Genomic DNA, 20,219 nt, shown 5'->3' on the forward strand with positions numbered 1-20,219 from the left:
ACCCGATCTTTGGTTGGACGAACAGCTCCGGCACGGGTCATCGGGTGGAATCCTCGGCGGAGAGAGCGAGCTGGGATCTGGTCCCGGCACCGTTCCGGTACACTTAATGCTCACCCGCCGGAGGGTCCAGTAGTGGATCAAGCGGGGTCGGTGATTTCGGGGCCGGCCTTCAGTCACCCGGAAGGATGGATGATGGGAGATGGGTTTGTGTTCGTCGAGATCCTGATCTTCGCGATGATCGCGGCGTTTCTCGTGTACCGGCTGCGCAGCGTGCTCGGCCGCCGCACCGGTGAGGAACGCCAGCGGCCGAACCCCTTCACGGCCCGCCCCAACAACCAGCCCGACAACGTGGTGGCGATGCCCAACCGCGAGCGGCCCGTGCCGAACGCCGTCCCGTCGCCCGACGAGCCGGTGTCGCTGGCCACCGCGCTGGAGCAGATCAAGGCCGCCGACCCCAGCTTCGACGAGAAGTATTTCCTGCAGGGCGCCCGCGGCGCCTTCCAGATGATCGTGGAGGCCTTCGCCAAGGGCGACACGGCCACCCTGCGCCCGCTGCTGTCGGACGAGGTCTACGACAACTTCGCCCGTGCGGTGCGCGAGCGCCAGTCGGCCGGCGAGACGCTGGAGACCCGCATCGAGACGATCACCGACGCCGACGTGGTGGAGGCCCGCATGGACGGGCGCACTGCCCTGGTCACCGTGAAGTTCGTGTCGGAGCAGATGAACGTCGTGCGCAACAGCGCCGGCGCCGTGGTGGACGGCGATCCGAACAGCGTCGTCGAGGCGGTGGATGTCTGGACCTTCGCCCGCAACACCCGCGCCGGCGACCCGAACTGGGCGCTCGTCGAAACCCGCACCCCCCGATGACCGATCGGTTCTGATGCTGTCTCTTCCGGTTGTTCGTCTCAGCGCCGCGGCAGTCCTTGCCGCGGCGTTTCTCGTTGGCTGCGAGCGGAAGGAGGAGGAGGCCAAGGCGCCGCCGCCCCCGCCGCCCGAAAAGCTGGTCCTCACCCCCGTCGCCTTCACGGCGCTGCCCGGTTGGAGCGCCGACCGCGTGGCGGAGGCCGTCCCGGCCTTCCAGCGCTCCTGCGCGAAGGTCAAGGCGCTGGCCGCCGACCGCTCCATCGGCCCGGACGGGGTCGGTGGCAAGGCGGCCGACTGGCAGGCTCCCTGCGCCGAGCTGGCCAAGCTGCCGCCCGGCGACGACGCGGCGGCGCGGGCCTATTTCGAGGCGTGGTTCACTCCCTACGCCGCGGCCAACAACGCCGAGCGGCGCGGCCTCTTCACCGGCTATTACGAGGTCGAGCTGAAGGGCAGCCGGACGCCGGACCCGGCCTTTCCGGTGCCGCTCTATAAGCGTCCCGCCGATCTGGTGATGGTCGATCTGGGCGAGTTCGCCGACCGCTGGAGGGGTGAGCGCATCGCCGGGCGGGTGACGGCCGGCCGGCTGAAGCCCTTCGAGGACCGCGCGGCCATCGAGGCCGGGGCGCTGAGCGGCAAGGGGCTGGAGCTGGTCTGGCTGCAGGATCCCATCGCCACCTTCTTCCTGCACATCCAGGGGTCGGGCCGGGTCAGCTTCGCGGACGGGACGGAGACGCGCGTCGGCTACGCCGCCCAGAACGGCCACAAATACGTCGCCATCGGGCGGGAGCTGATCGACCGCGGCGCCCTGAAGCGCGAGGAGGTGTCGCTGCAGACCATCCGCGCCTGGCTCCAGGCCAACCCCGGCGAGGCGGCGGCGCTGATGAACAAGAATCCATCCTACGTCTTCTTCCAGGAGCTGAAGGGGGAGGGGCCGAACGGCGCCCAGAACGTCGCCCTGACGCCGGGGCGCAGCCTCGCCATCGATTCCAAGTTCCTGCCCTACGGCGTGCCGGTCTGGCTGGACGCCGAGGACCCGCTGGACGCCCAGACGCGGCTGCGCCGCCTGCTGATTGCTCAGGACACCGGCGGGGCCATCCGCGGCCCGGTGCGCGGCGACGTCTTCTGGGGCCACGGTCCGGAGGCGGAGGAGAAGGCCGGCGTGATGAAGAGCGCCGGGGAGTATTACGTTCTGCTGCCGAAGACCGTCGCCCCAGCGAGCTGACCGCCGCCTCTGTCCCCCGCTAAGGAACCGAAGCGCAGCGGCTTCGGTTGTGTCAACCACCGCCGATCCTGGTCGTTCCGGCCAACGGCGGCTCTGGTTGACACACGGGGGGAGGGGGCCATGACCCCGCTGCAACGGCAAATCGACAGGCTCAACGAAATCGAAGGGCTGGCGCGGCTCGGCTACGCCGCGCGCGGTCTCGTCTATCTGATCGTCGGCTGGTTCGCCGTCACGGCGGCCTACGGCAGCAATCGGCCGACCGACACCAAGGGCGCGCTGGTCGAGTTGTTCCAGCACCCCTTCGGTTCGGTCCTGCTCGCGCTGACCGCGCTCGGTCTGGCCGGCTACGCGCTGTGGCGGGTCATGCAGGCGGTGCTGGACGTCGACCATGTCGGGACCTCGCCCAAGGGGCTGGTGGTGCGCGCCGGCTTCGTCGTCGCCGGGGTGATCCACGCCGGTCTGGCGGTCTTCGCCATCAAGCTGCTGGCCGGGCAGGGCGGTGGGCGCGGCGACGGCGAAGCGGCCGCCCATGACTGGACGGCGTGGCTGCTCGCCCAGCCGATGGGCCGTGTCCTGGTCGCCGCCGTGGGGGCCGTCATCATCGGGGTGGCCGTGGCCCACGCCATCAAGGCCTACAAGGCCAGCTTCCGCCGTGAGCTGGACGCCGACCCGGACACCATGAAGGTGATCTGCCCGATCGGCCGCTTCGGCTTCGCCGCCAAGGGGCTGGTCTTCGCGGTGGTCGGCAGCTTCTTTCTGGTGGCGGCGTGGCAGTCGGACTCGTCGGAGTCCGGCGGGCTGCTCAAGGCGCTGCAGTTCCTCCAGCAGCAGCCTTACGGCCCCTGGCTGCTCGGCGTGGTGGCCGCCGGGCTGTTCGCCTTCGGCGCCTTCAGCGTCGTCCAGGCCGTCTATTGCCGCATCGACGGCGAAGCGGCGGAGCGGCAGTTCCGCGCCATGGTGTAAGCGAAAAGAACCGGACCAAAAGAAAAGGGCGCCGAGGGTTTCCCCGGCGCCCTTACGTCTCAGGCCGATGTTTCACGTGGATCGTCGTGCCTCTCGGATGATCACCCCTGAGTGATCATCGGGCCCAGGCGGCGGCCGGCGAAGACGTGGATGTGCAGGTGCGGAACCTCCTGGTTCGCGTCCTCGCCGCAGTTGGACAGGATGCGGTAACCGGGCTCGGCGGCGCCGGCGCCGCGCGCCACCTCGCCGACCGCGCGGAACAGGCCGGCGATCTCCGCCTCCGTCGCGCGGGCGCTGAAATCGTCCATGTCGACGTAGGCGCCCTTCGGGATCACCAGGATGTGCGTCGGAGCCTGCGGGTTGATGTCGTGGAAGGCCAGCGCGTGCTCGGTCTCCAGGACCTTCTTGCACGGGATTTCGCCGCGCAGGATGCGGGCGAAGACGTTGTTCGGATCGTAGGTCTTGGCCATCGCGTCGTTTCCCCTTCCGCCTTTGTCGATTCAAGCCGTGATTGTCAGGCCTTGCGCGCGTTCTTTTCGGCGATGCCGCTGGTGCCCTCGCGCTGGGCCAGCTTCTCCCACACTGCGGAGGGTTCCAGCCCGGCGTCGGCCCACAGCACCATCAGGTGATAGAGCAGGTCCGCCGATTCCGAGGCCATCGCCGCCGTGTCGCCGCGCACCGCCTCGATGACCATCTCCACCGCCTCCTCGCCGACCTTCTGGGCGATCTTGGCGGTGCCGCGGTGGAACAGCTTGGCGGTGTAGGAGGTCTCCGGATCGGCGCCCTTGCGCGCCTGGACGGTGGCGTAGAGCCGGTCCAGGACCTCGGCGGAGATCTTGTCCTCAGCCATGCGCGGCCTCCCTCACGCGGGCCGGGCGCACCGGGATGCCGGCCTCGGCGAGCGCCGCCTTGGCCTGCCCGATGGTGTAGGTGCCGAAATGGAAGATGGAGGCCGCCAGCACCGCCGTGGCGTGGCCCTCGCGGATGCCTTCCACCAGATGGTCCAGCGTGCCGACGCCGCCCGAGGCGATGACCGGGATGCGCAGCCCGTCGGCCACCTTGCGGGTCAGGGCGAGGTCGAAGCCGCTCTTGGTGCCGTCGCGGTCCATCGAGGTCAGCAGGATCTCGCCGGCGCCGTAGGACTCCATGCGCTTGGCCCACTCGATGGCGTCGATGCCCGTGGCCTTGCGCCCGCCGTGGGTGAAGATCTCCCAGCGGCCCGGCTCGACCTGCTTGGCGTCGATGGCGACGACGATGCACTGGGCGCCGAACTTCTCCGCCGCCTCCTGCACGAACTCCGGACGGTGGATGGCCGCGGTGTTGATCGACACCTTGTCGGCGCCGGCCAGCAGCAGCTTGCGGATGTCGTCCACCGTGCGCACGCCGCCGCCGACGGTCAGCGGCATGAACACCTGCTCGGCGGTGCGGCGCACCACGTCGTAGATGGTGTCGCGGTTCTCGTGGCTGGCCGTGATGTCGAGGAAGGTCAGCTCGTCCGCCCCCTCCCGGTCATAGACGCGGGCCTGCTCCACGGGGTCGCCGGCGTCGATCAGATCGACGAAGTTGACCCCCTTGACGACCCGCCCGTCCTTGACGTCCAGGCAGGGGATGACGCGCATCTTGAGCATCAGCCGGCCTTTCCGGTGACGGGAGCGGGGGAGAGCAGGTCCAAGGCCGTCTTCGGATCGATGCGCCCGTCGTAGAGCGCGCGGCCGCAGATGACCCCCTGGATGCCGGTGTCCTCCTCCTTCTTCAACGCGATCAGGTCGTCGATGGAGGAGACGCCGCCCGACGCGATCACCGGGGTGGTCAGGTGGAAGGCGAGGTCGGAAGTTGCCTCGACGTTCACGCCGCCCATGGCGCCGTCGCGGTTGATGTCGGTGTAGATGATCGCGGCGACGCCGCTGTCCTCGAACTTCAACGCCAGATCCAGCGCCTTGATGGTCGAGGTCTCGGCCCAGCCGGCGACGGCCACATAGCCTTCCCGTGCGTCGATGCCCACCGCCACCTTGCCGGGGAACTCGCGGCAGGCTTCGCGGACCAGCTCCGGCTCGCGCAGGGCGACGGTGCCGAGGATGACCCGGCTGACGCCCTTCTCAAGCCAGTGGGCTATGGTCTTCAGGTCGCGGATGCCGCCACCCAGCTGCACCGGGATGGTCACGGCGCCCAGGATGTCCTCGACCGCCTTGCCGTTGACCGGCTTGCCCTCGAAGGCGCCGTTCAGATCGACCAGATGCAGCCATTCGAAGCCCTGGCTTTCGAACAGGCGGGCCTGGTCGGCGGGTTCGGTGTTGAAGACGGTCGCCTGGCTCATCTCGCCGCGCAGCAGCCGAACGCAGGCACCGTCTTTGAGGTCGATGGCGGGATAGATGATCATCGCGGTGTCTCGTCCTATGGCGTGTCGTGAAGCGTGTCGGGGGTGAGGTCTTTCACATAAAAATGGCCGGCCAGCTTTTTGCCGTCCACCAGCGCATAGAAGGGATGCGTGCCCCAGCGTCTGAAGCCGAGGTCCTCGTACAGCGCGATGGCCGCGGTCTGCGTCTCGCGCACGTCGAGGTTCAGCACGCGGAAGCCGGACGCCCGCGCCTCCTCCTCGACCGCCACGGTCAGGCGGCGGGCGAGGCCGTGGCCGCGCGCCCAGGGGGCGACGAAGCTGGTGGTCAGGGTCGCGGCGTGGGCCTGCGCCTCGTTGTTGCGGGCCGGCTTGACGAGCTGGGCGGAGCCGGCGATGACGCCGTCCAGCCGGCCGACGAACAGGATGCGCTCCGGCACCACCAGAACGCCCTTCCAGTAGCGCTCCATGATCTCGCGGGGTGGCGGCGCCACCCAGCCGAAACCGCCGCCGGCCTTGACGGCGTCGTCGGCGGCGTCGCACAGGTCGTGCAGATCGCCGGTCTTCAGCGTGTCGATGCGTTCGACCGTGACGTCGGTCATCGTCAGACCCGCCAGGTCAGGAAGTTGGCGACCAGGGCGAGGCCGGTCTCCTGGCTCTTTTCCGGATGGAACTGGGTGCCGACCAGATTGTCGCGCCCGACCACCGCCGCGAACGGGCCGCCGTAATCGGCGCTGGCGATCACGTCCTCCGGCCGCTCCACCGCGAAACGGTAGGAGTGGACGAAGTAGGCGTGCGCCCGCTCCGGCAGGCCGGCCAGCAGCGGGTGCTCCCGGCGCACGTCCAGCTCGTTCCAGCCCATGTGCGGGATCTTCAGCGTCGGGTCGGTCGGCTCCAGCTTCGCCACCTCGCCCTTGATCCAGCCCAGACCCTCGGTCACGCCGTATTCGCGCCCGCGTTCCGCCATCAGCTGCATGCCGACGCAGATGCCCAGGAAGGGGCGGCCCTTGCCGTGCACCACCTCCTCCAGCGCGTCGAGCATGCCGGGAACCTCCGACAGGCCGCGCTTGCAGTCGGCGAAGGCGCCGACGCCCGGCAGCACGACGCGGTCGGCCTTGCGCACCGCGTCGGCGTCGGACGTCACCAGGACCTGGAAGGAGGCATGGGACTCCGCCGCCGCGCGCTCCAGAGCCTTGGCGGCGGAACGCAGGTTGCCGGAGCCGTAATCGATCAGCGCAACGGTTTCCATGAAACGAGGACCTTGTGACAGAGAGCCGGCCTTATGGAAGCCGCCGGTTTTTTTTAGAGAGAGCCGCCCAGCGTCCCCTTGGTGGAGGGCACGGCGTCGCGCTTGCGCGGGTCGATGTCGATCCCGGCCCGCAGCGCGCGGGCAAGCGCCTTGTAGCAGCTTTCCACGATGTGGTGGTTGTTCTCGCCATAGAGGCATTCGACGTGCAGCGTCACGCCCGCGGCCATGGCGAAGGCCTGGAACCACTCGCGGAACAGCTCGGTGTCCATGTCGCCGATCTTGTCGCGGCTGAAGGACACCTTCCAGATCAGGTAAGGCCGGTTGGAGAAGTCCAGCGCGACGCGGGTCAGCGTCTCGTCCATCGGGATGTAGGCGTGGCCGTAGCGCTGGATGCCCTTGCGGTCGCCGAGCGCCTTCGCCACCGCCATGCCGATGGCGATGCCGCTGTCCTCGGTCGTGTGGTGGGCGTCGATGTGCAGGTCACCCTCCGCCGCCACCGTCAGGTCCATCAGGCTGTGGCGCGACAGCTGCTCCAGCATGTGGTCGAGGAAGCCGACGCCGGTCTTCACGTCATAGACGCCGGTGCCGTCCAGATTCACGGCGACCCGGATCCGGGTTTCGGTGGTGTTCCGCTCGATCGAGGCGCGGCGGACGCCATTGGCAAGGCTCTGGTCCATGAGTCCGGGTTTTATCAGGAAGCGCGCGGGCGCGCCAGAGGTGCCGCCTCCGAAAACGCCTATGACCTTCGGGCGCGATGCCGCATAATGCGTGTGTGTGCATGAATGAATGCACGTTGAACGCGCATAATGGGATATGCCACCAGACATGCCGACGCCCGGACGTCTTTTTCCGGCCCTCGCGGCCCTGCTGGCGCTGGCCGCCTGCATGGGCGGGGAGCTGCCGCAGACCCGCAAATCGCCGCCCGTCGCCCGCGGTTCGACGGAGCCGGTCCGCTTCGACGGCCTGTCGCTCGGCTCGATGCGGCGGGGCATGGTGACGGGACGCTATGTCTGGGCGCTGGAGTGCTGGCCGCCCTACGAGGACGTCTATTGGACCAGCGGGCGCAGCCTGCACGAGAACTCCACCTTCCAGGAACGCTTCGCCGAGGTTCTGGCCGACGCCGGCTACGACGTGGCGGGCGTGCAGGGCAGCGATTACGAGGCGGAGTTCGACCGCAAGCGCGCCCGCTACATCCTGCGCGGCGACCTGCGCGCGGTGAACAGCGACCTGTGCCGTCGGCGGAGCTGGCTGACCGGCCGCAGCGAGGGCGTGTCGGGGGTCGGCAGCCTGCGGGTGGACTGGGCGGTCTACGACGCCGTGACCGGGCGGCTCATCCACCGCGTCACCACCACGGGGGTGGCCCGCCAGGACAGCGGCGTGCCGCAGGGCGACGTCCTGCTGATCGAGGAGGCCTTCGCCACGGCGGTGGAGGCGCTGGGCGCCGACCCCGGCTTCCGCGCTGCGGTGTCGCGGGGTGGGGCGTTAGCGTCAAGTGGACCGGCTATAGTGTCAAGTGGTCGGGGAGGAGTGTCAACCGCCCCACCGGGAGCGTCAAGTGCGGCTCCGCTAGTGTCAAGTGGGGCGGCGGGAGCGTCAAGTGCGCCCCCGGATGCGTCAAGTGGCTTGGCCGTGGTGTCAACCATGACGGTCGATCCCGGCGGTGCCTCCGCCGGACCGGCACCTTTCCTGGAGGAAACCCGTCACCCGACCCTGATTCTGCGCATCGCCGACCCGCTCCAAGGCTACGCCGACGATCCCGCCGCCCGCGTGTCCGCCGCCGCCGTGCGCGTCGGTCCGGAGGAGCGCAAGGGCCGGGGAATCGTGCTGGGCGAACTGGACGGCCAGTCGCTCGTGTTGACGTTCGACGCCGGGCTGGACGCGACCGTGACCGTCGCGCCGTCCCGCGCGGTGTCGCTGGACGGCATGGTGATGGCGCGGGACCGGTCGGGCGGGATCGCCCTGGTCCGCGTCCCGGCCCGGCTGCGCGCGGCGCCGCTGCGTCTGGACACCCCGGCGGTCAGCGAAGCGGTGACGGCGGTTCTGGAGCGGGGCGCCGACACGGCATCCGGCATCCTGGCGGCCCGGCGCGCCGACCCGCAGGCGATGCCGGGTGTGGAGGCGACGCTGCTGCAGGCCGACCTGAGCGGGCCGGACCCGGCGCCGGGCGACCCGCTGGTGGACGAGGCGGGCAACCTGCTGGGCGTGGCCCGTCCGGGTCCGTTGCCCGGTGGGGCGCACGGCCTGTCCGCCTTTGTCCCGGTGATGGAGGCGCTGGCCCGGCTGGGGGTGGAGGTGACGCAGTTCGCCGCCCGGCCAATTCCGTCCCGTGGGATACCGGTCCATGACGGCAGACTTGACGGGACCCGCCGTCCCCCCACATAGACCCGTGTTCCGATGTGCCTATATCGGCCGGCGTCACGCCGGGCCGTTCGGGCACGGGCGCCTCTTCCTTAGACCACGGTCCCGATGACTTCCCACGATCCCATCCAGTGGCACGGCACCACCATCCTCTCGGTCCGCAAGAACGGGCAGGTGGTCATCGCCGGCGACGGCCAGGTGTCCGTCGGCCAGACGGTCATGAAATCGAACGCCCGCAAGGTGCGCTGGCTCGCCGGCGGCACGGTGATGGGCGGCTTCGCCGGCGCCACCGCCGACGCGCTGACCCTGTTCGAGCGGCTGGAGACCAAGCTGGAGAAGCACCCCGGCCAGCTGCTGCGCGCCTGCGTCGAGATGGCCAAGGACTGGCGCACCGACCGCTACCTGCGCCGGCTGGAGGCCATGATGGCCGTGGCCGACCGCAACGTCAGCCTGATCCTGACCGGCAACGGCGACGTGCTGGAGCCGGAGGACGGGCTGATCGGCATCGGCTCCGGCGGCGCCTACGCCCTGTCGGCGGCGCGCGCGCTGGTCGACATCGATGGTCTGGACGCGGAGGCTGTGGCCCGCAAGGCGATGAAGATCGCCGCCGGCATCTGCGTCTACACCAACGAGAACGTCACGCTTGAAAAGCTCTAACCCTCAGACCGGGTCCCACGCCATGTCCGCCCCCAGCATCGCCGCCGCCACCGCCGCCTTCAGCCCGCGCGAGATCGTCTCCGAACTCGACCGCTACATCGTCGGCCAGCACGAGGCCAAGCGCGCGGTCGCCATCGCGCTGCGCAACCGCTGGCGCCGCCAGCAGCTCCCCGAGGGGCTGCGCGAGGAGGTTCTGCCCAAGAACATCCTGATGATCGGCCCGACCGGCGTCGGCAAGACGGAGATCGCCCGCCGCCTGGCGAAGCTGGCCCAGGCGCCCTTCCTGAAGGTCGAGGCGACCAAGTTCACCGAGGTCGGCTATGTCGGCCGCGACGTCGAGCAGATCGTCCGCGATCTGGTGGAGGCCGCCATCGGCCTGACCAAGGAGCGGCTGCGCAAGGAGGTCGCCGCCAAGGCCGAGCTGCGCGCCGAGGAGCGCGTGGTCGACGCGCTGTGCGGCGAGAACGCCAGCCCGGAGACGCGGCAGAAGTTCCGCAAGATGCTGCGCGAGGGCACGCTGAACGACCGCGAGATCGAGATTCAGGTGGCCGACACCGCCGGCGGCCTGCCGACCTTCGACATCCCCGGCATGCCGGGCGCCCAGATGGGCATGCTCAACCTGAACGACATCTTCGGCAAGGCGCTGGGCGGGCGCACCAAGTCCCGGCGCATGTCCGTCGCCGAGAGCTACACCGTTCTGATGGCGGAAGAGTCGGACAAGCTGCTCGACCAGGAAAAGGTCGTTTCGGAAGCGATCCAGGCGGTGGAGCAGAACGGCATCGTCTTCCTCGACGAGATCGACAAGATCTCCGCCCGTTCCGACTACAAGGGCGGCGCCGACGTCAGCCGCGAGGGCGTGCAGCGCGACCTGCTGCCGCTGATCGAGGGCACGACCGTCAGCACCAAGCATGGCGCGGTGAAGACCGACCACATCCTGTTCATCGCGTCCGGCGCCTTCCACCTGTCCAAGCCGTCGGACCTGCTGCCGGAGCTGCAGGGCCGCCTGCCGATCCGCGTCGAGCTGAAGGCGCTGGAGCAGGAGGATTTCCGCCGCATCCTGACCGAGCCGGAAGCCAGCCTGATCAAGCAGTACAAGGCGCTGCTGAAGACCGAGGAGGTCGACCTCGTCTTCACCGACGACGCCATCGACGAGCTGGCCCGCCTCGCCACCGAGATCAACGCCACGGTGGAGAACATCGGGGCGCGGCGCCTGCACACCGTCCTGGAACGGCTGCTGGAGGACATCAGCTTCACCGCCAGCGACAAGGCCGGCCAGACCGTCACCATCGACGCGGAAACCGTCCGCGCCCAGGTCGGCGGCCTCGCCAAGAACGCCGACCTGTCCAAGTTCATTCTGTAGGGCGCGCTGCGGCTATCGCATTGAAGTCCCCTCTCCCCTCTGGGGAGAGGGTTATGAGAGTCCACCCGCCTTGATCGGCTTTCTTGATCGGCGGCCCGGCTGGCCTTAGGATGGCCGGCGTCTCACCACGGCAGGATGCGCAGACCAATGGATTTCAACCCGACCGCAACGTCCGTTCGTTTCGTCTTCGGGGAAATCCGCGTCCATGCCTGCTTCCATCACGCCGCCCGCCATCACTCTGGCGAACCTGTCCTGGTCCACGCCTGACGGGCGTTCCGTCCTATCCGACATCAGCCTGGGGTTCGGCCTTGAACGGACCGGGCTCGTTGGACGCAACGGCACCGGGAAATCGACCCTTCTCAAGCTGATGACGGGGGCGTTGCGCCCGCAATCCGGGACCGTGACCGTCCGCGGCAGCCTGGGAATCCTGAATCAAAACCTGTCGGTGAGACCGGACGACACGGTCGCCGGTCTGTTCGGCGCGGCCGCCATGCTGGACCTGCTGCGCCGCGCCGAGCGGGGCGATGCGGACGTCGACGCGCTGGCCGAGGTAGATTGGACGCTGGAAGGCCGCATCCGGTCGGCGCTCGGCCGGGTGGGGCTGGAGGCGGAGCCCGAGACGCCGCTGACGCGCCTGTCCGGCGGGCAGCGCACGCGCGCCGCCCTGGCCGCGGCGATCTTTCCGGAGCCCGATGTCCTGCTGCTGGACGAGCCGACCAACGATCTCGACCGCGAGGGACGGGAAGCGGTCGTCGGGTTGCTGGCCTCCTGGCGGGCCGGGGCGGTGGTGGTCAGCCACGACCGCGACCTGCTCGACCGCATGGACGCCATCGTCGAGCTGACCACCCTCGGTGCCACCCGCTACGGCGGCAACTGGAGCCATTACCGCGCCGCCCGGGCGCTGGCCCTCGATGCCGCCCGCCACGATCTGGCGGATGCCGAGAAACGTGTGGCGGAGGCGGCCCGGACGGCGCAGGCCACCGCCGAACGCAAGGCGCGCAAGGACCGGGCGGGGCAGCGGAAGGCGGCGAAGGGCGACCTGCCGCGCATCCTCCTCGGCGGCCGGAAGGAGCGCAGCGAGGCCACCGGCGGCGACAACGCCCGCCGCGCCGCCCAGCAGAAGGCCGACGCGCTCGACGCCGTGGCCGGCGCCCGCGCGCGCATCGAAGTCCTTCAGCCGTTGTCGGTCGTGCTGCCGCCCACCGGCCTTCCGCCCGGCCGGACCGTGCTGACGCTCGACGGCGTCACCGCCGGCTACGAAGCGGGAAGGGTGGTCGTCCGCGACCTGTCCTTCACCATCACCGGGCCGGAGCGCGTCGCCGTCACCGGCCCCAACGGGTCGGGCAAGACGACCCTGCTGGCGCTCGTCGCCGGCCATCGTGCCCCCTGGTCCGGGACGGTCCGCGTCGTTGCCGGTGCGGTGATGCTCGACCAGCGGGTGAGCCTGCTCGACCCGTCGGAAACGATCCTGGACAACTTCCGGCGCCTCAACCCGCGGGAAGGAGAGAACGCCTGCCGGGCGTCGCTGGCCCGCTTCATGTTCCGCGCCGACGCCGCGTTGCAGCGCGTGTCGACCCTCAGCGGCGGGCAGACGCTGCGCGCCGGACTCGCCTGCGTCCTCGGCGGCGCCGTTCCTCCGCCCCTGCTGATCCTGGACGAGCCGACCAACCACCTGGACATCGAGTCCATCGAAGCGGTGGAAGCCGGGCTGCGCGCCTATGACGGGGCGCTGCTCGTGGTCAGCCACGACGAGGCCTTCCTCGACGCCATCGGGCTCACGCGCCGGCTGGACCTCACCAGTCCGTCAGGAAGCGCTCCTTCGGCAGGTGGATGACCACCGACGTGCCGGCGCCTTCCAGCGAGCGGATCTCCAGCCGGCCGCCGTGGCGCTCCACCAGCGACTTGGCGATGGACAGGCCCAGCCCGATTCCCTCGAACCGGCGGGCCAGCGAGGAATCACCCTGGAAGAAGGGCTGGAAGACGGTTTCCAGACGGTCCTCCGGGATGCCGACGCCGCTGTCGAACACCTCGGCGACCAGGGCGCCCGCGGAATCCACGCGGGCCGACACGCCGACGCGCCCGCCTTCCGGGGTGAACTTGATGGCGTTGGACAGAAGATGGAGCAAAACCTGCTTCAGCGCCCGCGGGTCGGCCAGCAGGGGCGGCAACTCGCTGGCGATGTCGGCCTCGACCTGGAGCTTGCCGCGCTCCGCCCGCTTGGCGACAAGACGGACGCAGGACACCACCACGTCGCGGAAGTCGCAGAGCGCTTCCTCCAGATCGACCTGACCGGCCTCGATGGTGGCCATCTCCAGCAGGTCGTTGATGTTGGCCAGCAGCAGCTCGCCCGAGCGTTTGATCTCCGCCGCGAAGTTGACGTACATGGGATTCTCCAGCGACCCGAGCATCTGCTGGTGGATCACGTCGGCGAAGCCCAGGATGCCGTTCAGCGGCGTGCGCAGTTCGTGGCTCATGTTGGCGAGGAAGGCGGTCTTGGCGCGGTTGGCCAGTTCCGCCGCCTCCTTGGCCTCGATCAGCGCCTGTTCGGCGGCCTTGAAGGCGCTGAGGTCGCGCAGCATCGCGACGAAGACGTGGAAGCCCGGCAGGTCGATCTCCGACAGGGACAGCCAGACGACCATGGCGGTGCCGTCCCGGCGCAGGACGGTCACCTCCCGCCCGACGCCGATGACCTGCCGAACCCCCGTCTCCCGGTAGCGGCGCATGTGGTCGCCGTGCTGCGCGGCCTCCTCCGACGGCATCAGCACGGCGATGTGCCGGCCGGTCAGCTCGTCCGGACTGTAGCCGAGAAGCAGCTCCGCCGCCTGGTTGGCGGCCAGGATGACGCCGCGGGCGTCCACGGTCAGGATGGTCTCGACCGCCTGCTCCACGATGGCGCGGTTGCGCGCCTCGCTGCGCTGGAGTTCCTCGTCGGCGGCGCGGGCGGTCGTCACATCCTCGATCACCGCAGCCAGCGCCCGCAGACGCCCGTCGGGACCGTGCAGGCAGGACGGGCGCATGGCGGCGCGCATCACCCCGCCGTCGGCGCGCAGGAAACGCTTCTCGAAAGGGGCCGGCGCCGTCTCGCCCCGCACCATCCGGCCGAAGCGCAGGCTTTCCCAGGCCCAGTCCTCCGGATGGGTGACGTCGGCCAGATGCCGTCCGGCCATGTCCGGCGGGCTGTATCCCAGGCTGCGGGCGAAAGCGGGGTTGGCGGCCAGGATGCGGCCGTCCGGCGCGGCCACGACCATGCCGACCGACGCGCTGTCGAAGATGGAGCGGAACAGGGCGTCCGTGACGCCGTCCCCCGGCATTACGGACCCGACCTCGGCGGTCATACGATAATCCCGTCTGGTCAAGCCTGGCTTCGGGGCAACCCAGGCTGGATGGTAAGGGATTCGGCGCGGTGAAAGCGAACGCGAAACGTCCGGTTGCCCAGGCCGAAGGTGCGACCGATTAACCCACAAGGCAATTCAGGATGTTGCGGCAGGGGGAATTCTTTCCGGGGTTGTGCTCCCTACCGCCGCCTTGGAGCCGTCCGCCGCCGCACCGCCGCACCGCCGCGGGCCGGCGCCTCGTCCAACAGAAGGAGAAGCCGATCCAGCGTTCCGTCGTCGAGGTCGTGGATGCGCTCGGCCAGCCGGTTCGCCAGCTCGGTCGCCTTCGGGTTGAGCCCGGCGGTGTCCACCGTCACGCGGGGGTGGGACAGGGCGGCCAGCCGCTCCAGTTCCTCCGCCTCGTCCCAGATGATGCCGAAATAGGCGCAAATCTGCCGGACGAGCTGGGCGGAGGGCTGGCCACGCTTGCCATGCTCCAGCGCCGACAGATAGGCCGAGGAGATGTGCAGGTCCGCCGCCATCTGCTTGAGCGTCACGCTCTTGCCCTCGCGCAGGGCGCGGACCCGTTCGCCGAAGGGTGTCATCGCGGCCCCATCCTACCGGTGATGGTCGCGCCGCCGCTTGACGAGGACATACAGCGCCCCGTCTCCGCCGTGCCGGGGCTGCGCCGGGCGCACCGCCAGAACCATCGGGCGCAAGGAGGCGTCGGCCAGCCAGCGCGGCACCGACTGGCGCAGCACGCCGACCCCGCCGGTGTAGGTGCCCTTGCCGGTGATGACCAGCACGCAGCGCCGCCCCTCGTGCCAGGCGCGGCGGACGAAGCCGGACAGGGCGCCGTGGGCCTGGTCCTGGCTCATCCCGTGCAGGTCGATCCGCCCGTCGATCTCCATCTCGCCGCGCGAGAAGCGGTCGGCGGTGCGGCGGTCGATGTTGTCGAGGTTGCCGACCTTCAGCGGCGGCTGCGACGGGCGCCCGCCCTTCGGCAGGCCGCCGCGCGGCGGCAGGGTGGGGGGGAGAGGCGGTGGTGGCGACCGGCTCCGGCTCGCCCGCGGGGGCGGCGGGGGGATCGGGGGCCTCGACGATCCGGCCCGGCATCGGCTCCGCGTCGCGCATGGCGATCCGCCACAGCCGCCGTTCCTCGGTGGAGACCGAGCGGCGGCGGCTCATGATGGGGACCTCGGCGCGGCCCGTCCGGGCGCGCGGGTCGAAGGGCGGGTCGGATCAAGCACGGGTGAACAGGGGTTCCGGCACGGACAACGCTCCGATAAACCCTTGAACACTCAGCCGTGTCAATCCTCCACCAGAAGAATGTGAAGGCGCCGCGGCCCGTGGGCGCCCAACTCGATCCGCATCTCGATGTCGCCGGTCCGCGACGGCCCGGTGATGAAGTTGACGGTGCGGGGCAGGGCGTCCTTTCCGCCACCATCCCCACCGGCGGCGCGCAGCCGGTCCCAGGCGTCCTCCATGGTGCCGACGATCTGGCCGCGCCGCAGCACGACGATGTGCGTGTCGGGCAGGAAGTTCAGCGTGGTCGGCCGCTCGGCCCCGGACAGCAGCATCAGCGTGCCGGTTTCCGCCACCCCGGCGAAGGCGCCGGTCAGCGACGCGCCGTCGCTGTCGCGGGCCCGCCCCTTGGTCACCGTGAGGGTCGGGCGCTGGTCCCAGGGGATGGGGTCCAGGGCGGCGTCCGGGGCGACGCGGACCTCGGCGGGCAGGTTCAGTCCGGCCAGATAGTCGGCCACCGCCCCCGGCACCTCGGCCATTCCGCCCAGGAGCTCGATGGTTGCCGAGACCTCCGTCGCCATGGCGGCGAACAGCTCGACCTGCTCGTCGTGGGGACGCTGGGCGCGGGCCGGGATCAGATTGCGCGGGTGGGTGGCGAGCCTCCGGCGCGCCTCCTCGGACCCCTCGGCGGAGTTCAGCGCCTTGCGGATGCCGCCCAGGATCTGGGCGCGGGCGGAGCCGGTGTCGGCCATGGTCAGCGCGTCCCCTTCTTTTCGGCCGCTTTCTTCTCGGCCCACATCTGCTGAAAGGTCCTGCCCTCCGGCGCCGGCATGTCGCGGTGCCGCGTCCAGCCCTGGGCCAGCGGCAGGCGGGCGAAGCGTCCCTTGCCGCGGCCCAGCATCCCCAGCGCCCGCGCCGCCATCTTGGTAGCGGCGTGGTACAGCGCCGGGCGCCGCGCGAACCAGCCCCACAGGGCCAGCCCCCGGCGCATGGCGGCGGGCTGGAGATTCTGCTCGAACTCCTTCTCCCGCCAGTGGCGCATCATCTTGGGCAGGGGGATGCGCATCGGGCAGACCGCCTCGCACCGCCCGCAGAAGGTGGAGGCGTTGGGCAGGTGCCCGGCCTCCTTCACCCCCAGCAGGGCCGGCTGCATCACCGACCCGATCGGCCCCGGATAGACCCAGCCGTAGGCGTGCCCGCCGACCGCGCCGTAGACCGGGCAATGGTTCATGCAGGCGCCGCAGCGGATGCAGCGCAGCACGTCCTGGAACTCGGTGCCGAGCAGCGCCGACCGCCCGTTGTCGAGCAGAACGACGTGGAACTCCTCCGGCCCGTCGAGGTCGCCGGGGCGGCGCGGCCCGGTGGAGAAGGTGGTGTAGGCCGACGCCTCCTGGCCCGTCGCGGAGCGCGCCAGCAGGCGCAGCACCAGGGCGGCGTCCTCCAGCGTCGGCACCACCTTGTCGATGGTGGCGATCACCACATGGACGCGCGGCAGGATCTGGGTCAGGTCGCCGTTGCCCTCGTTGGTGACGATGACGGTCGAGCCGGTCTCCGCCACCATGATGTTGGCGCCGGTGATGCCGACGTCGGCCTGCTGGAACTTGCGGCGCAGCACCTGCCGCGCCTCGGCGATCAGCACCTTGGGCTCGTCCAGGACGCGGTCCGCCGGCAGGTCGGTGTGGGCCTGGCGGAAGGTGCCTTCCACGTCCGCCTTGGACAGGTGGAAGGCCGGGGCGATGATGTGGCTGGGCGGTTCGCGGCGGAGCTGGATGATGTATTCGCCCAGATCCGTCTCGATGGGGGTCAGCCCGTTGGCTTCCAGATAGTCGTTGATCCCGATCTCCTCGGAGATCATCGACTTGCCCTTGGTGACGGTCTTCGCCCCGACCTTGCGGCAGATGCCCAGGATGGCGTCGCGCGCCTCCTGGTCGGTGCGGCACCAGTGGACATGGCCGCCCTGCTCGGTGACCTTGCCCTCGAAGGCCTCCAGATAGGTGTCGAGGTTGGCCAGGACGTGGTTCTTCAGGTCGCGGCCCTGGTCGCGCAGCGCCTCGAACTCCGGCAGGCGGTCGGCGGCCTGTTTGCGGCGGTTGACGAAGCCGGCCGGCGCGATGGCCAGGACCTTCTGAAGCCGCTCGTCGCTCAGCGCCTTGCGGGCGTTCTCGGGGAAGGCGTGGGTGGTCGGCTGCATGGGGTCACGCCCTCCCACTTTTTATGGGCTCGCCAATCGGTGGGGTGTCGGTGACGCCGGCCAGCACCTCCGCGACGTGGCGGACGCGGACGGCGGAGCCCTCGCGCTTCAGCTTGCCAGCCATGTTCAGCAGACAGCCCATGTCGCCGGCCAGCAGCGTGTCGGCCTTCGTCGCCGTGATGTCCGCGGTCTTGGCCTCGACCATGCGGTTGGAGATGTCCGGGTACTTGACGCAGAAGGTGCCACCGAAGCCGCAGCAGACGTCCGCCCCCGGAAGCTCGTTCAGCGTCAGCCCCTCGACCTTGGCCAGCAGGCGGCGCGGCTGCTCCTTGACGCCCAGCTCGCGCAGGCCGGAGCAGCTGTCGTGATAGGTGATCGTGCCGTCGTAGCGCGCGCCGGTGTCCGTCACCCCCAGCACGTCGGTCAGGAAGGACACCAGTTCGTACGTGCGCGCCGACAGGTGCTGCGCCCGCGCCGCCCAGGCCGGATCGTCGGCCAGCAGCTCCGGGTAATGCTTGCGGATCTGCCCGGCGCAGGAGCCGGAGGGGACGACCACGTGATCGAACCCCTCGAAGGCGGCGATGGTGCTGCGGGCGAGGTCCCGCGCGGTGGCGCGGTCGCCGGCGTTGAAGGCGGGCTGGCCGCAGCAGGTCTGGGACGCGGGCACTTCGACCGTGCAGCCGGCGTCCTCCAGCAGCTTCACCGCGGCGAAGCCGACCGTCGGGCGGTAGACATCGACGAGGCAGGTGACGAACAGCCCCACTCGGGGGGCGGGGCGCGTGTCGGCCATGATGTCCTTGCGTCTTCCTGGTGCTGATCCCCTGACGGTGGCGACTGTAGGTCCTCCCGCCGGGGATGGCAACGGGCCGGGCCGGCGGCGTCCGGTCGCGGTGTGCCGCTGGTCGAAGGGTCTCTGCACAACCAAAAGTAAGAAAGGTCAAACATACAGAAAGCGAAACAAACAATGGGGCAGGCGCGCTTTCTGTTTCAAAAAGATGGAAAACGTTTTTACCAAAATGAAATCTAAATTCACATATCGTCCGTATACGAAATCAGGCCGACCAATCAGTTCGGTCATGGGAATCGTCTGGAAGTTGTAGAGAACGTTGTGTGAGGGGGAGGGGCAAGTCCATGAGTCTGATGGGATTTTTCCGGGGTGGGTCCAAGGGCGGCAACGGGCGCGGCGCTGAACTGGCCGAGCTGACCGAAGCGCTCGACCTCTACGGCAACCACGCCGGCGTGGGACTGTGGGACGCGGTGTTCCACAACGGCGACCCGGCGCACCCGCAGAGCCGCTGGACCTGGTCCGGGCAGTTCCGCCGCCTGCTCGGCTTCGAGGGCGAGCAGGATTTCCCGAACCTGATGACCTCCTGGTCGGACCGTCTCCACCCGGACGACAGCGCCCCGACCTTCGCCGCCTTCGGCGCCTTCCTGGCCGACGCCAGCGGCCGCACGCCCTTCAACGTGCGCTACCGCGTCAAGATGCGCGATGGTTCCTACCGCTGGTTCCGCGCCATCGGCGGCTGCCGGCGCAACGCGGCCGGCGTGGCGCTACGCGCCTGCGGCTCGCTGATCGACGTCCAGGAGGAGGAGGAGATGCGCCAGCGCGCCGGCTCCCTCGCCGCCGACTTCGACGTGAAGGTCAGGAGCGTGGTGCAGGCGGTGTCCGGCAGCTCGACCGACATGCAGGGCGTGTCGCGCCAGCTCGGTGCCCTGTCGGAACGGTCGACCCGCCAGAGCGCGGAGGCCGCTGCCGCCACCGCCCAGGCGGCGTCCAACGTCCAGGCGGTCGCCGCCGCGGCGGAGCAGCTCTCCGCCTCCATCGGGGAAATCGGCCAGCAGGTCGAGCGGTCGGTCGCCATCGCCCGCGAGGCGGTGTCGCGCACCGAGCAGATCGGCGGCACCGCCGACAGCCTCGCCCAGTCGGCGCAGCTCATCGGCGACGTGGTGAAGCTGATCCAGGGCATCGCCGGCCAGACCAACCTGCTGGCGCTCAACGCGACCATCGAGGCGGCGCGGGCCGGCGAGGCGGGCAAGGGCTTCGCCGTGGTGGCGAGCGAGGTGAAGAGCCTCGCCAACCAGACGGCCAAGGCGACCGAGGACATCTCCGCCCAGATCGCCGGCATCCAGGCGGCGACCAACCAGACGATCGGCGCCATCCAGGGCATCGGCGAGACGATCCGGTCGATCAACGAAATCTCCACCACCATCGCCTCCGCCGTGCAGGAGCAGGCGGCGGCGACGCAGGAGATTTCCAACAACGTCGCCCAGGCCGCCCGCGGCACCGACGAGATCGCCCGCAGCATCGAAGCGGTCAGCGTGGCGGCGAACGAGACGGCGCAGGCCTCCACCCTCGTCATCCGCTCCTCCTCCGACCTGTCCGGCCAGTCCGACAGCCTGAAGCATCAGGTCGAGACCTTCCTGCAGGCGCTGAAGGCGTCCTGACGACCGGACCGGCGCGGGG

General features: G+C 69.9%; 21 protein-coding genes. 8 read left to right on the forward strand and 13 right to left on the reverse strand.

Annotation, left to right across the window (positions count from 1 at the left end; all coding sequences use genetic code 11):
• The first annotated feature begins 192 nt into the window (after nt 1-192).
• The 3 genes from ACWPN5_RS00905 to ACWPN5_RS00915 all read left to right on the forward strand — a co-directional run bounded on the left by ACWPN5_RS00905 (nt 193) and on the right by ACWPN5_RS00915 (nt 3,049).
• The gene (locus tag ACWPN5_RS00905) at nt 193-867 is read left to right on the forward strand and encodes a Tim44/TimA family putative adaptor protein (RefSeq protein WP_492296340.1); all 675 of its coding nucleotides are present in this window, start codon (nt 193-195) and stop codon (nt 865-867) included.
• A 13-nt stretch (nt 868-880) separates the two neighbouring features.
• Nucleotides 881-2,086 (forward strand): murein transglycosylase A, encoded by a 1,206-nt coding sequence (mltA, locus tag ACWPN5_RS00910; RefSeq protein ID WP_492293736.1) that lies wholly within the window; start codon nt 881-883, stop codon nt 2,084-2,086.
• A gap of 120 nt (nt 2,087-2,206) precedes the next feature.
• Nucleotides 2,207-3,049 carry a DUF1206 domain-containing protein gene (locus ACWPN5_RS00915; RefSeq protein ID WP_492293738.1) on the forward strand — a complete coding sequence of 281 codons (843 nt, stop codon included), beginning with the start codon at nt 2,207-2,209 and terminating at the stop codon, nt 3,047-3,049.
• 101 nt (nt 3,050-3,150) lie between these two features.
• On the opposite strand, the gene ACWPN5_RS00920 is transcribed toward ACWPN5_RS00915, so the two are convergent.
• The 7 genes from ACWPN5_RS00920 to hisB are packed head-to-tail and all read right to left on the reverse strand — an operon-like array spanning nt 3,151 to nt 7,307.
• Nucleotides 3,151-3,519, reverse strand: a complete 369-nt coding sequence (locus ACWPN5_RS00920; protein WP_109069963.1) for a histidine triad nucleotide-binding protein — start codon at nt 3,517-3,519, stop codon at nt 3,151-3,153.
• Between the two features lie 44 nt (nt 3,520-3,563).
• Nucleotides 3,564-3,899 carry a phosphoribosyl-ATP diphosphatase gene (locus tag ACWPN5_RS00925; protein ID WP_492293740.1) on the reverse strand — a complete coding sequence of 112 codons (336 nt, stop codon included), beginning with the start codon at nt 3,897-3,899 and terminating at the stop codon, nt 3,564-3,566.
• A complete protein-coding gene (gene hisF, locus ACWPN5_RS00930; protein ID WP_492293742.1) occupies nt 3,892-4,677 on the reverse strand; it encodes an imidazole glycerol phosphate synthase subunit HisF in 786 nt (261 codons plus the stop codon). Before hisF ends, ACWPN5_RS00925 begins: the two co-directional genes overlap by 8 nt.
• On the reverse strand, nt 4,677-5,426 hold the full coding sequence (gene hisA, locus ACWPN5_RS00935) for a 1-(5-phosphoribosyl)-5-[(5-phosphoribosylamino)methylideneamino]imidazole-4-carboxamide isomerase (RefSeq protein WP_145682862.1): 750 nt from the start codon (nt 5,424-5,426) through the stop codon (nt 4,677-4,679). The genes hisF and hisA overlap by 1 nt, the downstream gene beginning before the upstream one ends.
• Before the next feature lie 14 nt (nt 5,427-5,440).
• Nucleotides 5,441-5,983: a GNAT family N-acetyltransferase gene (locus ACWPN5_RS00940; protein WP_145682864.1), complete on the reverse strand. Its 543-nt coding sequence runs from the start codon at nt 5,981-5,983 to the stop codon at nt 5,441-5,443.
• A gap of 2 nt (nt 5,984-5,985) precedes the next feature.
• Nucleotides 5,986-6,630, reverse strand: coding sequence for an imidazole glycerol phosphate synthase subunit HisH (gene hisH, locus ACWPN5_RS00945; RefSeq protein WP_145682866.1), 645 nt, complete (start codon nt 6,628-6,630; stop codon nt 5,986-5,988).
• A gap of 53 nt (nt 6,631-6,683) precedes the next feature.
• Entirely contained in the window at nt 6,684-7,307 is a 624-nt protein-coding gene (gene hisB / locus ACWPN5_RS00950) for an imidazoleglycerol-phosphate dehydratase HisB (protein WP_145682868.1), read from the reverse strand.
• Between the two features lie 148 nt (nt 7,308-7,455).
• On the opposite strand from hisB, the gene ACWPN5_RS00955 reads away from it, so the two are divergent.
• From ACWPN5_RS00955 to ACWPN5_RS00970, 4 genes are all read left to right on the forward strand, one after another.
• Nucleotides 7,456-9,012, forward strand: a complete 1,557-nt coding sequence (locus tag ACWPN5_RS00955) for a serine protease (protein WP_492293746.1) — start codon at nt 7,456-7,458, stop codon at nt 9,010-9,012.
• An 84-nt stretch (nt 9,013-9,096) separates the two neighbouring features.
• The gene (gene hslV, locus ACWPN5_RS00960; RefSeq protein ID WP_094301402.1) at nt 9,097-9,645 is read left to right on the forward strand and encodes an ATP-dependent protease subunit HslV; all 549 of its coding nucleotides are present in this window, start codon (nt 9,097-9,099) and stop codon (nt 9,643-9,645) included.
• A 22-nt stretch (nt 9,646-9,667) separates the two neighbouring features.
• On the forward strand, nt 9,668-11,005 hold the full coding sequence (gene hslU, locus ACWPN5_RS00965; RefSeq protein ID WP_145682872.1) for an ATP-dependent protease ATPase subunit HslU: 1,338 nt from the start codon (nt 9,668-9,670) through the stop codon (nt 11,003-11,005).
• A gap of 205 nt (nt 11,006-11,210) precedes the next feature.
• Entirely contained in the window at nt 11,211-12,839 is a 1,629-nt protein-coding gene (locus ACWPN5_RS00970) for an ABC-F family ATP-binding cassette domain-containing protein (protein ID WP_492293748.1), read from the forward strand.
• On the opposite strand, the gene ACWPN5_RS00975 is transcribed toward ACWPN5_RS00970, so the two are convergent.
• From ACWPN5_RS00975 to ACWPN5_RS01000, 6 genes are all read right to left on the reverse strand, one after another.
• Complete coding sequence (locus ACWPN5_RS00975) at nt 12,799-14,340, reverse strand: PAS domain S-box protein (protein ID WP_492293750.1); 1,542 nt, start codon at nt 14,338-14,340, stop codon at nt 12,799-12,801. The genes ACWPN5_RS00970 and ACWPN5_RS00975 overlap by 41 nt on opposite strands.
• A 179-nt stretch (nt 14,341-14,519) precedes the next feature.
• Nucleotides 14,520-14,924, reverse strand: coding sequence for a helix-turn-helix domain-containing protein (locus tag ACWPN5_RS00980; RefSeq protein ID WP_145682879.1), 405 nt, complete (start codon nt 14,922-14,924; stop codon nt 14,520-14,522).
• A 12-nt stretch (nt 14,925-14,936) separates the two neighbouring features.
• Nucleotides 14,937-15,230, reverse strand: a complete 294-nt coding sequence (locus ACWPN5_RS00985) for a Smr/MutS family protein (protein ID WP_247888635.1) — start codon at nt 15,228-15,230, stop codon at nt 14,937-14,939.
• A gap of 399 nt (nt 15,231-15,629) precedes the next feature.
• A complete protein-coding gene (locus tag ACWPN5_RS00990) occupies nt 15,630-16,316 on the reverse strand; it encodes a LutC/YkgG family protein (RefSeq protein ID WP_492293752.1) in 687 nt (228 codons plus the stop codon).
• Nucleotides 16,317-16,318: 2 nt separating this feature from the next.
• Nucleotides 16,319-17,755 carry a LutB/LldF family L-lactate oxidation iron-sulfur protein gene (locus ACWPN5_RS00995; RefSeq protein ID WP_492293754.1) on the reverse strand — a complete coding sequence of 479 codons (1,437 nt, stop codon included), beginning with the start codon at nt 17,753-17,755 and terminating at the stop codon, nt 16,319-16,321.
• 4 nt (nt 17,756-17,759) lie between these two features.
• Complete coding sequence (locus tag ACWPN5_RS01000) at nt 17,760-18,545, reverse strand: (Fe-S)-binding protein (protein ID WP_492293756.1); 786 nt, start codon at nt 18,543-18,545, stop codon at nt 17,760-17,762.
• A 341-nt stretch (nt 18,546-18,886) separates the two neighbouring features.
• Here ACWPN5_RS01000 and ACWPN5_RS01005 point away from each other — a divergent pair, with 341 nt between their 5' ends.
• Nucleotides 18,887-20,200: a methyl-accepting chemotaxis protein gene (locus ACWPN5_RS01005; RefSeq protein ID WP_145682889.1), complete on the forward strand. Its 1,314-nt coding sequence runs from the start codon at nt 18,887-18,889 to the stop codon at nt 20,198-20,200.
• The last annotated feature ends 19 nt before the right edge of the window (nt 20,201-20,219 follow it).

The sequence above is a fragment of the Azospirillum sp. UENF 211521 genome (assembly GCF_058780535.1).

Bases quoted from the DNA above. Each gene is read 5' to 3' on its own strand.
- ACWPN5_RS00970 (WP_492293748.1), top strand. From the start codon at position 11,211: ATGCCTGCTTCCATCACGCCGCCCGCCATCACTCTGGCGAACCTGTCC.
- ACWPN5_RS00905 (WP_492296340.1), top strand. From the start codon at position 193: ATGGGAGATGGGTTTGTGTTCGTCGAGATCCTGATCTTCGCGATGATC.
- ACWPN5_RS00980 (WP_145682879.1), bottom strand. From the start codon at position 14,924: ATGACACCCTTCGGCGAACGGGTCCGCGCCCTGCGCGAGGGCAAGAGC.
- ACWPN5_RS00915 (WP_492293738.1), top strand. From the start codon at position 2,207: ATGACCCCGCTGCAACGGCAAATCGACAGGCTCAACGAAATCGAAGGG.
- ACWPN5_RS00990 (WP_492293752.1), bottom strand. From the start codon at position 16,316: ATGGCCGACACCGGCTCCGCCCGCGCCCAGATCCTGGGCGGCATCCGC.
- ACWPN5_RS00925 (WP_492293740.1), bottom strand. From the start codon at position 3,899: ATGGCTGAGGACAAGATCTCCGCCGAGGTCCTGGACCGGCTCTACGCC.
- hisF (WP_492293742.1), bottom strand. From the start codon at position 4,677: ATGCTCAAGATGCGCGTCATCCCCTGCCTGGACGTCAAGGACGGGCGG.
- ACWPN5_RS00975 (WP_492293750.1), bottom strand. From the start codon at position 14,340: ATGACCGCCGAGGTCGGGTCCGTAATGCCGGGGGACGGCGTCACGGAC.
- mltA (WP_492293736.1), top strand. From the start codon at position 881: ATGCTGTCTCTTCCGGTTGTTCGTCTCAGCGCCGCGGCAGTCCTTGCC.
- hslV (WP_094301402.1), top strand. From the start codon at position 9,097: ATGACTTCCCACGATCCCATCCAGTGGCACGGCACCACCATCCTCTCG.
- hisB (WP_145682868.1), bottom strand. From the start codon at position 7,307: ATGGACCAGAGCCTTGCCAATGGCGTCCGCCGCGCCTCGATCGAGCGG.
- hisA (WP_145682862.1), bottom strand. From the start codon at position 5,426: ATGATCATCTATCCCGCCATCGACCTCAAAGACGGTGCCTGCGTTCGG.
- ACWPN5_RS00920 (WP_109069963.1), bottom strand. From the start codon at position 3,519: ATGGCCAAGACCTACGATCCGAACAACGTCTTCGCCCGCATCCTGCGC.
- ACWPN5_RS00995 (WP_492293754.1), bottom strand. From the start codon at position 17,755: ATGCAGCCGACCACCCACGCCTTCCCCGAGAACGCCCGCAAGGCGCTG.
- ACWPN5_RS01000 (WP_492293756.1), bottom strand. From the start codon at position 18,545: ATGGCCGACACGCGCCCCGCCCCCCGAGTGGGGCTGTTCGTCACCTGC.
- ACWPN5_RS00940 (WP_145682864.1), bottom strand. From the start codon at position 5,983: ATGACCGACGTCACGGTCGAACGCATCGACACGCTGAAGACCGGCGAT.
- ACWPN5_RS00985 (WP_247888635.1), bottom strand. From the start codon at position 15,230: ATGGAGATCGACGGGCGGATCGACCTGCACGGGATGAGCCAGGACCAG.
- ACWPN5_RS01005 (WP_145682889.1), top strand. From the start codon at position 18,887: ATGAGTCTGATGGGATTTTTCCGGGGTGGGTCCAAGGGCGGCAACGGG.
- hisH (WP_145682866.1), bottom strand. From the start codon at position 6,630: ATGGAAACCGTTGCGCTGATCGATTACGGCTCCGGCAACCTGCGTTCC.
- hslU (WP_145682872.1), top strand. From the start codon at position 9,668: ATGTCCGCCCCCAGCATCGCCGCCGCCACCGCCGCCTTCAGCCCGCGC.
- ACWPN5_RS00955 (WP_492293746.1), top strand. From the start codon at position 7,456: ATGCCGACGCCCGGACGTCTTTTTCCGGCCCTCGCGGCCCTGCTGGCG.